This window comes from Klebsiella sp. KPN54798 (assembly GCF_021184225.1).
GTDB classification, from domain to species: Bacteria; Pseudomonadota; Gammaproteobacteria; order Enterobacterales; family Enterobacteriaceae; genus Klebsiella; species Klebsiella pneumoniae.
The window spans coordinates 5,204,693-5,217,267 of sequence record NZ_CP089234.1; the positions used below are offsets into that span (position 1 = coordinate 5,204,693).

Genomic DNA, 12,575 nt, shown 5'->3' on the forward strand with positions numbered 1-12,575 from the left:
GCCTGAAAAGAAAACAGGCGCTATTTTCAGCGCCTGCGAGCCAGAGTGCAACGATTAAAACAGATCGTTGAGCATTAGCCCGACGCCGACGCGCGTTTGGTTAAAGTTATAGTCGATAAGCGACTCGCCATAGCCGCTGTAGATCTGCGTATAGGCGCGAACATGTTTGGTAATGGGATAGCTCACGCCAAGTTCCGCCCCGCCGTAGCCGGTGTTCCAGTTGTATTGCCCCTGCGCGCTGAGGATCGCCTCTCCCAGCTGGTAGCCCACCTTCAGCCGGTAATAGCCCATATATTTGGTGATATCCGGGTTATCATCGGTGTTGCCCACCACATACCAGGGCTTCACTTCCACCAGCCAGTTACCGTTTTGCGCCATCAGGCGGGCATAAAGCCGATTCCAGCTGCGCGAGGTGGGGTCGGAACGCCCATTCGAGTCGTGGTTATACCCCATCTCAATATCGCGCAGCGTCCAGCCGGCAAACTGGTAGTCGGTCGCAAAGCCCAAAAACAGCTGGGGTTCATAATTGGTTTCGCGAAACGGCGCCGACTCTTTGCTGTTAGAGAGCTGCCACCAGGATTTCTGGGTATAGGACGCGCCCAGCAGCGAATTATCGCCCAGGATACCGCGCCACAGCGGGAACGCCAGGCTTAGCTGAAACTTCACTTCATCTTTACGGGCATTTTCGGCCCAGTCATAGCTGCGGATCGCCTCTTTATTGAGGTCGCTGGTCCACGTATAGAGCAGATAGTTGCTCTCATAAGGGTAGAGCAGGAAAGGATTATCATGGTCCTGGAGCAGGTTGGCGATAATGCTGCCGCGCACTGCCGGTTTGTCGTGTACCGACGCGTCCTGCGCCATAACACCGGCCGGTAGCGCGCACAGCGCCACCAGGCAGGCCAAAGAGATACGCATGCTGGTCTCCTGAAAAATAGTTTTTATTTTTGTTTAACCTGAAGCCATTCTACCTGTTTATTAATCACCTGCCCCCTAATCCGCTCCGAAAGTGGAAATCAATATTTTAGAAGCATAAAATCAACATTTTATTAACGAATGGAACCGGTGTTATGTCTGAACTTACTGCCGAAGCAGCCCTGAAACTGGTAGGGGAGATTTTCGTCTATCACATGCCGTTTAACCGCGCCCTCGGTCTCGAACTGGAACGCTACGAAAAAGCGTTTGCCCAGCTTAGCTTTAATAATCAGCCGATGATGGTCGGCAACTGGGCGCAAAGCATTCTGCATGGCGGGGTGATCGCCTCCGCGCTGGACGTTGCCGCTGGCCTGGTCTGCGTCGGCAGTACCCTTACCCGCCATGACACCATCAACGAAGAAGAGTTGCGCCAACGGCTTTCCCGTATGGGAACCATCGACCTGCGCGTGGACTACCTGCGTCCGGGCCGCGGCGAACGTTTTACCGCCACCAGCACCCTGCTGCGCGCCGGCAATAAAGTGGCGGTTGCCCGCGTGGAACTGCATAACGAAGCTCAGGTCTATATTGCCAGCGCAACGGCCACCTATATGGTGGGTTGATTGGCCAAAATCGAGTAACATCACTCTCTTTGGCAATGGATTTTACCGATGGATGCGAAACAGACGCGGTTGGGGATCATTCTGGCCCTCGCCGCCTACTTTATCTGGGGTATCGCGCCAGCGTACTTCAAACTTATCTACTATGTTCCCGCCGATGAAATTTTGACCCATCGCGTGATCTGGTCTTTCTTCTTCATGGTGGCGCTCATCAGCGTCAGCCGCCAGTGGCCACAGGTGAAAAAGCTGCTGAAAACGCCGCGCAAGATCTTCCTGCTGGCGCTCTCGGCAGTGCTGGTCGGCGGTAACTGGCTGTTGTTCATCTGGGCGGTGAATAACCACCATATGCTGGAAGCCAGCCTCGGCTACTTTATCAACCCGCTGGTGAATATTTTGTTGGGGATGATTTTCCTCGGCGAACGCTTTCGTCGTCTGCAGTGGCTGGCGGTGATCCTCGCCTTTTGCGGCGTGCTGGTCCAGCTGTGGACCTTTGGTTCGCTGCCGATAATCGGTCTTGGGCTGGCTTTCAGTTTTGCCTTTTACGGCCTGGTGCGAAAGAAAATTGCTGTCGATGCGCAAACCGGCATGCTGGTGGAAACGCTGTGGCTGCTGCCGGTGGCGGCAATCTGGTTGTTCGGCATCACCGACAGCCCGACCAGCCATATGGGCGAGAACCCCTGGTCGCTCAATCTGCTGCTGATGGCCGCGGGCGTGGTGACCACCATCCCTTTGCTGTGCTTTACCGGGGCGGCAACGCGTCTGCGGCTCTCCACGCTGGGCTTTTTCCAGTACATCGGCCCAACGCTGATGTTCCTGCTGGCGGTGACGTTCTACGGCGAAGTGCCGGGCAAGGATAAAATGGTGACCTTTGGCTTTATCTGGGTCGCGCTGGCGGTGTTTATCGTCGATGCGCTGTATACCCAGCGCCGGTTGCGCAGAGGCTAAGCCTGCATCAGCCAGTAAAGAAGGGAGCCGACGCTCCCTTTTTTTACAGCCAGTTTTTGCGCTTGAAGTAGAGATACGGCGCCAGGCCGGCCAGCATCATAAACACGATGGCTCCCGGATAACCAAAGCTCCAGTGTAGTTCGGGCATAAATTCAAAGTTCATCCCGTAACTGGAGGCCACCAGAGTTGGCGGCAGGAATACCACCGAGACCACCGAGAAGATCTTGATGATGCGGTTCTGCTCGATATTGATAAAACCCATCGCCGCCTGCATCAGGAAGTTCACCTTCTGGAACAGCGATTCGTTGTGCGGCAGCAGAGATTCGATATCGCGCAGGATCTCCCGTGCCTGCTCCAGCTGGCCCGCCGGCAGGCGCGCCTTGCGCACGAGGAAGTTCAGTGCGCGCTGGGTATCCATCAGACAGAGGCGCACCTTCCAGCCGATATCTTCCAGTTCCGCCAGCGTCGACAGCGCTTCGTCGTACTCGTCGCCCTGATGGCCTTCCATAATCACGCGGCTCAGCTTTTCCAGGTCGCTGTAGATGTTTTCAATTTCATCCGCCAGCTGCTCGATTTTGGTCTCGAACAGGTCGAGCAGCAGTTCGTAGGCGTTGCCGTCGACCAGCGTCTGGTTACGCACGCGCATACGGTAGAGGCGGAAAGCGGGTAGTTCGCGCTCGCGCAGCGTGAACAGGCGGCCTTCGCGGATGGTAAACGCCACGGTAGAGTTGCCGGCGTGATCGTCGGCATCTTCAAAAAAGAAGAACGAGTGGATGTGTAACCCGTCTTCATCTTCAAAGAAACGCGCGGAGGCTTCGATATCTTCCAGTTCCGGGCGCGTCGCCAGGTTTTGACCCAGTTCCGTCTGCACGCGGCTTCGCTCATCGTCGTCAGGCTCGACCAGATCGACCCACACCGAGCTGGCGAGGTGTTTGATCTCATCGGCTTCCAGGCGCGTTAAACGATTGTTTTCCAGTTGAAATGCGCTCAGCATGACCGGGACTCCCAATGCAAAAAAATTATCGGACAGTTCGGTGGGCACACAGAAACAAATTGGGTTTCAGACCATTAAGCCTGACTCAGCGCGACGGGAATGGGGCAGGTCGCTGACAACCGCTAAGGCTATCAGCATAAGAGGATAGCCTTAGGAGTTGTTCCTGAATGACAGGAAGTTGAGCCAGCATCTACTGGGTGTGTCCAAGGCGAATGTCCTCTTAGCGTAATCGTGCGCGCATGTTACGCCAGCGCAAAATCGGCGTCAACACGCAACGGAACGCGAAAGCGCAAATCAGGCGCCTTAACGTATAAAGGTAGCAGAATATTACAAAATAATGATATTTTTCCTAAAGTTACACTGCCTCCAGCCGGGCGTAAGCCGCCACCAGCCATTTGATTCCCTGGCCCTGAAAAGCCACCTGCAGCCGGCTGTGCTCGCCGCTGCCTTCGAGGTTGACAATAGTGCCTTCGCCAAACTTCGGATGCCGTACGCGCTGGCCTAACTTGTAGCCGGTATCGCTCTCGGCAATCGGCGCGCCCAGTCGCTGATGGTTTACCGGGCGGCTCACCGTGGCTCGCAGCCGCACTTCTTCTACGCACTCCTGCGGCAGCTCGCCAATAAAGCGCGACGGGCGGTGATAAACCTCTTTCCCGTACAGACGGCGGGTTTCCGCATAGGTCAGCGTCAGCTTCTGCATGGCGCGCGTTACGCCGACGTAGGCCAGGCGACGCTCCTCCTCCAGGCGGCCGCCTTCATCAAGGGCCATCTGGCTCGGGAACATCCCTTCTTCGACGCCGACGATGAACACCTGTGGGAACTCCAGCCCTTTCGCCGAGTGCAGGGTCATCAGCTGAACCGCGTCCTGCCAGGTGTCCGCCTGCCCCTCGCCCGCTTCCAGCGCGGCGTGGGAGAGGAACGCCTGCAGCGGCATCAGATCTTCATCTTCTTCGTTGTAGCTGAACTGGCGCGTCGCCGTCACCAGCTCCTCTAAGTTTTCAATACGGGTCTGGCCCTTCTCACCTTTCTCCTGCTCGTACATCGCGCGCAGGCCGGAGTCTTTAATCACCCGATCGGTCTGAACGTGCAGCGGCATATCGGTGGTCTCCTGCGCCAGCGCGTCAATCAGCTCCATAAAGCGCTGCAGGGCGCTGGCGGCGCGACCGGCCAGCGCTTTTTCTTTCAATAGCTCGCGACTGGCCTGCCATAGCGTCAGCTGGCGATCGCGCGACGTTTGGCGCACCACGTCCAGCGTGCGGTCGCCAATGCCGCGGGTCGGCGTATTGACTACGCGCTCAAAGGCCGCGTCGTCGTTGCGGTTGGCGATAAGGCGCAGGTAAGAGAGCGCGTCTTTGATTTCCTGACGCTCGAAGAAGCGCATGCCGCCGTAGATACGGTACGGCATACTGGCCTGCAGGAGGGCCTCTTCCAGCACACGCGACTGGGCGTTACTGCGATAGAGAATGGCGCATTGCTCCAGCGCGCCGCCGTTCTCCTGCCAGGTTTTAATTCGGTTCACCACAAAGCGCGCTTCGTCGAGATCGTTGAAGGCGCAGTACAGCGAAATCGGCTCGCCGTCGGCGCCGTCGGTCCACAGCTTTTTGCCCAGCCGACCGTTGTTGTTTTCAATCAGGGCGTTGGCAGCGCTGAGAATATTGCTGGTCGAGCGATAGTTCTGCTCCAGGCGGATGGTTTCCGCGCCGGGGAAGTCGTTGAGGAAGCGCTGAATGTTCTCGACCTGCGCGCCGCGCCAGCCATAAATCGACTGGTCATCATCGCCAACGATCATCACTTTGCCGGTATCGCCCGCCAGCAGGCGGATCCAGGCGTACTGAATGTTGTTGGTATCCTGAAATTCATCGACAAGGATATTGGTGAAACGCTCACGATAGTGCTGCAGGATATGCGGCTTGTTCAGCCACAGCTCGTGGGCGCGCAGCAGCAGCTCGGCGAAATCCACCAGCCCGGCGCGGTCGCAGGCTTCCTGATAGGCCTGATAGACCTTCTGCCAGGTCTGCTCGACCGGGTTGCCGTAGCTCTGAATATGATGCGGGCGCAGCCCTTCATCTTTCTGGCTGTTGATGTACCACATCGCCTGGCGCGGCGGCCACTGTTTCTCATCGAGGTTCATCGCCTTAATCAGACGCTTCAGCAGACGCAGCTGGTCTTCGCTGTCGAGGATTTGAAAGTCCTGCGGCAGGTTGGCATCCAGATGGTGCGCGCGCAGCAAACGGTGCGCCAGGCCGTGGAAGGTGCCCACCCACATGCCGCCCTGGGTGGTGCCCATCAGCTGGCCGATACGGTGACGCATCTCCGCCGCCGCTTTGTTGGTAAAGGTCACCGCCATAATGGAATACGGGGAACAGTTCTCCACGCTCAGCAGCCAGGCGATACGGTGCACCAGAACGCGCGTCTTACCACTGCCCGCCCCTGCCAGAACCAGCATATTGGTGCGCGAGGCCGCTACGGCTTCACGCTGTTTGTCATTAAGGCTGTCGAGCAGGTAAGAAACGTCCATTGGCACCGCCGGAAGAGAAGGGGTTCCACGAACCCCTGTTAATATATACAGAGTGACTGGTGATTATATCAGCGAGGTCAGAGATGCCAACCGTGAAATTTCAATATGCGGCAGCAGGCGGCTGTCCGCGGTGTGCATCAGGTCCGCGCCTTGCGGTTTGATCCAGCAGACCTGCATCCCACAGCGAATAGCGCCGGCCACGTCGGTAGTCAGATCATCGCCGACGTGCAGAATCTGCCCGAGCGGCACATTCAGACGCTCCGCCGCAAGGTGGTACATGTCGGCAAACGGCTTGGAGCGGCCATCCGGTCCGGCGCGCAGCACGAAGCGGAAATAGTCGCTCAGACCGAACAGTTCCGGGCGGGCGTTGCCATTGGTAATCGCCACCAGCGGCCACTTCTCCGCCAGCTTCGCCAGCGTATCGTGGGTCTCCTGCGGGACATCGACGCGGCTGCGCCAGTGGGCGAAGTGTTCCATCGCCGCATCGGCCCCCGCTTTCGCCGCTTCGGCGGAGAGCCCGGCATTACGCATACCTAACTCCAACGCACGGTGGCGCCAGACGGTCACGTCATGATAAATCTCAGGTTCAGCAGCCAGCAGCGTCTGACGCAGCTGATTAAGCTCATGGGCGTCGAACTGGCTGAGCGAAGGATGGTAGCTGCGCACAAAGGCCAGCGACTCGTGCATCGTCCGGTCAATCACCGGGCGGTTATCGTAAAGGGTATCGTCCAGGTCAAACGTCAGCGCGGAAATCTGGCCCAGAGGTCGGTAAAAACGCATTATTTCCCCCGTTTAGCGCGCGGATGCGCGGCATCGTACACCGAGGCAAGGTGTTGAAAATCAAGATGGGTATAGATTTGGGTGGTGGAGAGGTTAGCATGCCCCAGCAGCTCCTGCACGCCGCGCAGATCGCCGCTCGACTCCAGCATATGGGTGGCAAAGGAGTGGCGCAGCTTGTGCGGGTGTACATGGCTGTTCAGCCCCTGCTTAATGCCCCACTCGGCGAATCGCTTCTGTACGTTGCGTGCCGAAATACGTTTGCCCAGCTTCGACAAAAACAGCGCGTCGTCATCGGTACCGAACAGGCCGCGCAAATCCAGCCAGTGCTCAATCCATGCCACCGCGTTGCGACCGATCGGTAAACGGCGCTCTTTGCTGCCTTTGCCCATCACCCAGACCTCACCGCTTTCGAGATCGAGGTGTTTGATATCCAGGTTGACCAGTTCGGACAAACGCAATCCCGCGCCGTACATCACCTCCAGCATCGCCCGATCGCGCACCGCCAGCGGATCGTTGAGATCGATATCCAGCAGTCGATTGACGTCATCGACGTCAATATTTTTTGGCAGGTGGCGGGGAATTTTCGGCGCGGCAATCCCCTTCGCCGGATTGGCGCTGAGCTCGCCCTGGCCGACCAGCCAGTCGAAGAAACTGCGCAGCGCCGACAGGCGAAGCGCCAGGCTTGCCGGGCCTAACCCCGCGCGGCGACTACGCACCGCAAAGCTTCGCACCTGAGCGGCATCGCACTGCGACCAGCTTTTCAGGCCCGCCTCATCCGCCAGGGCGATCAGCGCGTCCAGCTGTCGCTGGTAATTCAGTAACGTGATCGGGCTGAGCTGGCGTTCAACGCCAAGATGGCGAAGAAAGCGGGCGACGGCGGAGAAGAGAGGAGAATCGGTCATGCGCGTTCAATCCAGCGCTCCAGCAGGCCGGGCAGCATCTGGGCAATCTCCTGCAACAGCTGCGTCCCCTGCCCTGGCTGATAATGCTGCGCATCGCGGCTGCTGAAGAGCATCACCCCCGGGGCATTATCGCCCCCCAGCAGCGATATCGCCACAGACCCAATGGCCTTCGCCTCCGGCAGCACCACCAGCAGCTCCGGGCCGTTCAGCGGTCCAAGATAGTGGCGCGCCTGGCCCAGACGTTGAATACGGATCGGCTCAAACGCCTGCCGGTTTAATGCCAGATGGGTAAACTTCGAGGGCGCGCCGAGGCGCCAGCAGTCAGGAAACAGGCGCACCGTGGCGCCCGCCAGCCCCAGCTCGCGTGCCCAGCGGTGAAGGCGGTTGAGCATATCGTCAAGGCTCTCCGCCGCCGCCAGCCGCGTTTGCAGCTGCAGCAGGCGCTGGAACAGGCTTTCATTAGCGACCGCCTGCTCCATCAGCAGCGACATATTTTCTTCCAGCACATGAATATGGTTACGCGCCCGCATCATGTGCCACTCCACCAGCGAAATCGAACCGCGGACCGGATGCGGGACGCGGAGATGTTCGACCTGGGCGGCATTACGAATAAAAAATTCAGGATGTTGCAACAGATAGTCCACCACTGCGCGATCGTTCAACGCGCTGGCAACCTCCTGCTGTTCTTCCCCGATTGGTTTCATAAATGAATAAATCCATCATAGACATGGGCCGCCGGGCCGGTCATAAACAGCGGCTGGCCCGGGCCTTTCCAGGCGATATCAAGACGACCGCCGGGTAATTCCACGCGTACCGTTTCCGCCAGCAGCCCCTGCTGGATCCCCACCGCCACCGCGGCGCAAGCGCCGCTGCCGCAGGCCTGGGTTTCCCCCGCGCCGCGTTCGTAGACGCGCAGACGGATATGAGACCGGCCGACCACCTGCATAAAGCCGATATTGGCGCGCTCCGGAAAACGCTCATGGCTTTCCATCACCGGGCCGAGAGTTTCCACCGCTGCCGTATCCACATCATCAACCTGGATGACGCAGTGCGGATTTCCCATGGACACCACGCCGCACAATACTGTCTGCTCGGCGGCACGCATGATATAGGTCTTTTCCGCTTTGTTGGCGCGGAACGGCACCTGGGACGGCTCGAAGTTGGGCTCGCCCATGTTCACCCGCACCAGATCGTCTTCCGTTACGCTTAATACCATACGCCCGTTGGCCGTACTCACGCGGATATCACGTTTATTGGTCAGGCCTTTCAGCCGGACGAAGCGGGCAAAACAGCGCGCGCCGTTGCCGCACTGCGACACTTCGCTGCCGTCGGCGTTAAAGATCCGGTAGTGGAAATCCAGATCCGGATCGTAGGGCGGTTCGACGACCAATAGCTGATCGAACCCGACGCCAAGGTGGCGATCCGCCAGGCGGCGAATCAGCTCCGGCGAGAAAAAAACATTCTGCGTTACCGCGTCAACGACCATAAAATCGTTGCCAAGGCCATGCATTTTAGAGAACTGCATCATCTACTCCAGTTGCGCGGAACAGAACGTTATCGTTAGTAATTGACCTGGCTCGGACCACCGGTATCGCCACGATCGTTACGATCCGGCGTTGCGCTCTGAATGCCAGGGTTAACCGGTTTGGTCGGCGGCGGCGCGGTTTTGTCCGCCGGTGGGAAATAGAGAGGCCCTTTCAGACCGCAGCCGGTCAGGCTGAAGATCGCAAACAAAACGGCAAGCGTAGGAAAAACGTTTTTCATTGATAGTTGCCCGTGATTCATTCTTTCTGCTTTCTATCATCGCAGGAGAAGACGTAAAAGCAAGCCTTTAGCATCCGACTGCGCGCGCTTTTGTTTCGCGCTATACTGCGACCCATCTTCAAAAATCAAAAAAGCAGAATCAAATTATGAACGACAGTGAATTCCATCGCCTGGCCGATAGCCTGTGGATGACCATCGAAGAACGTCTGGACGACTGGGACGGCGATAGCGACATCGACTGCGAAATCAACGGCGGCGTGCTGACCATCAGCTTTGAAAACGGCAGCAAAATCATTATTAACCGTCAGGAGCCGCTGCACCAGGTGTGGCTGGCCACCAAACAGGGCGGCTATCACTTCGATCTCAAAGGCGACGAGTGGATCTGCGATCGCAGCGGCGAAACCTTCTGGGATCTGCTGGAGCAGGCGGCGAGCCAGCAGGCCGGTGAGACGGTGAAATTCCGTTAATGACGTGTTTCCCGGATAGCGGCGCATCGCGCCTTATCCGGGCCAAATCTACGAGTAGCGCTGCTGCAGCACCGGCGAGGCGGTAACGTCCTGGCTGGTGGGTATCGCGGCGGCAATCGCCTGGGTGCGGAAAGGGATCACCTGGGTGCGCCCGTCTACCTCGACAATCTGATAGAACTGCGGCAGGTTGAAGTTGATGAAGCTGGAGCCGTAGGTGAAACGATCGTGCGATGACGAATAGAAGCGGCTGACGTCGCGCACCAGCTCCTCTTTACTGCCCTCGCAGTGATGATAGACCTCGGCGCGGTTGCTCTCATCAAGAATATAGATGTTAAAGCCGCTGTCGTTATTATCCGCGTCTTCAAAGAAGAACTGAATAATCCCTTCGCTGGCGAAGCCATCCACCACCGCCGGCAGCTTAACGTGATTGGTTTCCACCTGCACCGATAGCCCGTGCAGCTTGTTGTGCGAGATAGCGCCGTAGAACTCAATGGCGTTTTCCAGCTTCTGCACCGAAACGTTAAGACGTTCGAAGAACAGCCCCCACGTCTGGCCGGAGACGCGCAGCGCTTTGAAACGCCCGGTATCCTGGCGGGTACTGGAGAGACGCAGTTCGATACATTCGGAGATCATCTGCTGCACGCGGGTGCGGATCAGGCCGCGCAGGTGCTGACTATAGCAGAACACCTCCACGCTGTCCGGCGGCGCGGCGTCCTGGTGCATTTTGCCGAGGATCGTTTTCAGCGCCTCGATCATCGCCTGTTCGCCGTTAAAGTGCAGCGTACGCACTTCGTTCCACGAGTTGCGATACAGCAGGTCGACGCTGCCGATCAGGCATTTTTGCTCTTCGCCGAAGCTGAAAACATCCAGCTTACGGAAATCGAAGTGCACCACCTGGTTGCGGAAGGCCGCGGTTGGGTCATATTCGAGGTTGACGATAATCGCCAGGTGGCGGATTTCGCACGGGCTGTACAGCGCCTTTGGCGTCGGCGCCGGCAGGCGCAGCGGGAAGTGGTGCGACACGTCGGCCACCATCTCCTGCAGCTTCGCCAGATCGACGATGCCGTTGCCCTTAATAAACAGGCGGGTGCGTGAGGTCAGCAGGCCGTTAAACCAGGCCCAGGCCACCAGCTTATTAAGATAACGGTTATATTCCAGCGGCTGATGGCTGATGATCGATTCCATGTCCGGCGCGCGGTTGTACAGATACCAACCGGTACGGTTGGCGCGGCCCGGCGGCACGTGGATAAAGGTCAGGTTCGGTTCCGACAGATCCGGCGAAATTTGCGGGTTTACCAGCGTCACTTTCCCCGGCAGCGCTTCAAAGGCCGCATACAGCTTACGGGTCAGCACGCCAATATCCTGCGGGCTGGCGGAGACGCTAAGGTTATTGCGCCGCGCGAAGCGGATCAGATTACGATAGCTCTGCATCATGGCGTCGAGCAGTTCGTTGTGCGCCTTGCGCACTTCATCGATTTTCCAGTTGGCGCGGTTGTCGAGCATCATCAGACGCTTTTCGTCCCAGCCCCAGGCATTCACCAACTGGCTGACGACTTCGCGACGCCAGCCGACGCAGGCGCGTTCGCGGCTGAGTTTTTCACAAACTTTCAGGTAGAAGCAGCGGCGCACCAGGTCGAGGCGGGTTTCATCTTCGATGGCCTGCAGATAGGTGGTCACGCGCTCCAGCATCATGCAGTACGGGTCGAGGCCAAAGGAGACAATCTCCCCGTCGTGCAGACGCTGTTTGATATCTTTCGCTAACAGGCGGTTATTGGGGTATTCCCAGGAGTAGGCTTCCAGCAGCAACGTTTTCAGCACCGCTTTATAGGGGGAGTCGATACTTTTATACAGCTGCCACAGGCTGGCGCCGAAGTACTCTTCCGCCGACAGCGAACTGAGGCCGCCGAGATCGAGCCATTCGTTAGGCGTCAGCACGCCCTGGGCATACAGCCCCATCACGTAATCATCGTAATGCTCTTCTTCATCGCACGGCACCATATTCCACAGAATACGCTTGCCGGCGAGGCGCACCGCGGTGCGGTAGAACTCATCAAGCAACAGGATATGCTGGGTCGAACCGCAGTCTTCGCCGCCGAGGCTACCGCTTTCGTTATGACGGAAACGGTTTTCGTCGATCAGGAAGAAGCTGACTTCCACGCCGAGCGAGGCAGCCCAGCTCTCAAGCAGGCTGCATTTTCGCTGCAGCAGCTGGCGCTCTTCGCTATCCAGCCAGGCCTGGTGACATACCCAGATATCAAGATCGGAAGAGCAGCTCTGGCCGACGGAGGAAGTACTGCCCATCGAGTAGACGCCGGTGATCGGCAGCTCGCCTTTCGGCGGCTCCTGAGTCTGCATACCGCGATGCAGTTCCAGTTCTTCAAGATAGTGGCGTTGGGTTTCATCAGGCGTGTAGAGGCAAATGCCACGGGGAACGTTACCGTCAAGGTAACCCGGCATCAGCGGGTGATGATAATGTAATAACGTTGGCAGTAGACTGTAAACCTGCTGGAAAGCGGGTCCCATGGCAGCAAGCGCGCGATCCACGCGCAATTGGTTGATGGCATCCAGTCTCTGTTTCAGTGTCTCAATATAGAGGTACAAGACATATCGCCTGATGTTCAAAAACCCGAGGTACAATAGTACGGAGGATTTCAGTATTTCAACAAAAACCGTCAC

Annotated in this window: 13 protein-coding genes; 3 read left to right on the forward strand and 10 right to left on the reverse strand. The window is 57.9% G+C overall.

Annotated elements, in window-relative coordinates:
- Positions 1-54: 54 nt before the first annotated feature.
- Positions 55-915 carry a phospholipase A gene (gene pldA, locus LPQ25_RS24950; RefSeq protein ID WP_002883408.1) on the reverse strand — a complete coding sequence of 287 codons (861 nt, stop codon included), beginning with the start codon at positions 913-915 and terminating at the stop codon, positions 55-57.
- 152 nt (positions 916-1,067) lie between these two features.
- Between pldA and yigI the strand changes: the two genes are divergently transcribed.
- Together yigI and rarD are read left to right on the forward strand one after the other, a co-directional pair.
- Positions 1,068-1,532: an acyl-CoA thioesterase YigI gene (yigI, locus tag LPQ25_RS24955; RefSeq protein ID WP_002883404.1), complete on the forward strand. Its 465-nt coding sequence runs from the start codon at positions 1,068-1,070 to the stop codon at positions 1,530-1,532.
- A 48-nt stretch (positions 1,533-1,580) separates the two neighbouring features.
- Positions 1,581-2,474 (forward strand): EamA family transporter RarD, encoded by an 894-nt coding sequence (gene rarD, locus LPQ25_RS24960; protein WP_002883402.1) that lies wholly within the window; start codon positions 1,581-1,583, stop codon positions 2,472-2,474.
- A 43-nt stretch (positions 2,475-2,517) separates the two neighbouring features.
- Here rarD and corA read toward each other — a convergent pair whose 3' ends face one another.
- From corA to lptM, 8 genes are all read right to left on the reverse strand, one after another.
- Complete coding sequence (corA, locus tag LPQ25_RS24965) at positions 2,518-3,468, reverse strand: magnesium/cobalt transporter CorA (protein ID WP_002883400.1); 951 nt, start codon at positions 3,466-3,468, stop codon at positions 2,518-2,520.
- Between the two features lie 150 nt (positions 3,469-3,618).
- Complete coding sequence (gene ysgD, locus LPQ25_RS27470; RefSeq protein ID WP_349815745.1) at positions 3,619-3,675, reverse strand: YsgD/CorL family protein; 57 nt, start codon at positions 3,673-3,675, stop codon at positions 3,619-3,621.
- A 148-nt stretch (positions 3,676-3,823) separates the two neighbouring features.
- A complete protein-coding gene (uvrD, locus tag LPQ25_RS24970) occupies positions 3,824-5,986 on the reverse strand; it encodes a DNA helicase II (RefSeq protein ID WP_002883398.1) in 2,163 nt (720 codons plus the stop codon).
- 63 nt (positions 5,987-6,049) lie between these two features.
- Positions 6,050-6,766: a 5-amino-6-(5-phospho-D-ribitylamino)uracil phosphatase YigB gene (gene yigB, locus LPQ25_RS24975; protein WP_012737130.1), complete on the reverse strand. Its 717-nt coding sequence runs from the start codon at positions 6,764-6,766 to the stop codon at positions 6,050-6,052.
- Positions 6,766-7,668, reverse strand: a complete 903-nt coding sequence (xerC, locus tag LPQ25_RS24980) for a tyrosine recombinase XerC (RefSeq protein ID WP_002883396.1) — start codon at positions 7,666-7,668, stop codon at positions 6,766-6,768. The genes yigB and xerC overlap by 1 nt, the downstream gene beginning before the upstream one ends.
- Positions 7,665-8,372 carry a DUF484 domain-containing protein gene (locus LPQ25_RS24985; RefSeq protein ID WP_012737129.1) on the reverse strand — a complete coding sequence of 236 codons (708 nt, stop codon included), beginning with the start codon at positions 8,370-8,372 and terminating at the stop codon, positions 7,665-7,667. Before LPQ25_RS24985 ends, xerC begins: the two co-directional genes overlap by 4 nt.
- Positions 8,369-9,193, reverse strand: coding sequence for a diaminopimelate epimerase (gene dapF / locus LPQ25_RS24990; RefSeq protein WP_002883394.1), 825 nt, complete (start codon positions 9,191-9,193; stop codon positions 8,369-8,371). Before dapF ends, LPQ25_RS24985 begins: the two co-directional genes overlap by 4 nt.
- Positions 9,194-9,228: 35 nt before the next feature.
- The gene (gene lptM, locus LPQ25_RS24995; RefSeq protein WP_002883392.1) at positions 9,229-9,432 is read right to left on the reverse strand and encodes an LPS translocon maturation chaperone LptM; all 204 of its coding nucleotides are present in this window, start codon (positions 9,430-9,432) and stop codon (positions 9,229-9,231) included.
- 146 nt (positions 9,433-9,578) lie between these two features.
- Between lptM and cyaY the strand changes: the two genes are divergently transcribed.
- Positions 9,579-9,899, forward strand: coding sequence for an iron donor protein CyaY (gene cyaY / locus LPQ25_RS25000; protein WP_002883389.1), 321 nt, complete (start codon positions 9,579-9,581; stop codon positions 9,897-9,899).
- Positions 9,900-9,947: 48 nt separating this feature from the next.
- On the opposite strand, the gene cyaA is transcribed toward cyaY, so the two are convergent.
- Positions 9,948-12,500: a class I adenylate cyclase gene (gene cyaA, locus LPQ25_RS25005; RefSeq protein WP_002883383.1), complete on the reverse strand. Its 2,553-nt coding sequence runs from the start codon at positions 12,498-12,500 to the stop codon at positions 9,948-9,950.
- Between the last annotated feature and the right edge of the window lie 75 nt (positions 12,501-12,575).

What these genes read in the sequence shown, in the direction of transcription:
- cyaY (WP_002883389.1), top strand. Translation starts at nt 9,579, where the DNA reads ATGAACGACAGTGAATTCCATCGCCTGGCCGATAGCCTGTGGATGACC.
- yigI (WP_002883404.1), top strand. Translation starts at nt 1,068, where the DNA reads ATGTCTGAACTTACTGCCGAAGCAGCCCTGAAACTGGTAGGGGAGATT.
- xerC (WP_002883396.1), bottom strand. Translation starts at nt 7,668, where the DNA reads ATGACCGATTCTCCTCTCTTCTCCGCCGTCGCCCGCTTTCTTCGCCAT.
- lptM (WP_002883392.1), bottom strand. Translation starts at nt 9,432, where the DNA reads ATGAAAAACGTTTTTCCTACGCTTGCCGTTTTGTTTGCGATCTTCAGC.
- corA (WP_002883400.1), bottom strand. Translation starts at nt 3,468, where the DNA reads ATGCTGAGCGCATTTCAACTGGAAAACAATCGTTTAACGCGCCTGGAA.
- LPQ25_RS24985 (WP_012737129.1), bottom strand. Translation starts at nt 8,372, where the DNA reads ATGAAACCAATCGGGGAAGAACAGCAGGAGGTTGCCAGCGCGTTGAAC.
- yigB (WP_012737130.1), bottom strand. Translation starts at nt 6,766, where the DNA reads ATGCGTTTTTACCGACCTCTGGGCCAGATTTCCGCGCTGACGTTTGAC.
- uvrD (WP_002883398.1), bottom strand. Translation starts at nt 5,986, where the DNA reads ATGGACGTTTCTTACCTGCTCGACAGCCTTAATGACAAACAGCGTGAA.
- dapF (WP_002883394.1), bottom strand. Translation starts at nt 9,193, where the DNA reads ATGCAGTTCTCTAAAATGCATGGCCTTGGCAACGATTTTATGGTCGTT.
- pldA (WP_002883408.1), bottom strand. Translation starts at nt 915, where the DNA reads ATGCGTATCTCTTTGGCCTGCCTGGTGGCGCTGTGCGCGCTACCGGCC.
- rarD (WP_002883402.1), top strand. Translation starts at nt 1,581, where the DNA reads ATGGATGCGAAACAGACGCGGTTGGGGATCATTCTGGCCCTCGCCGCC.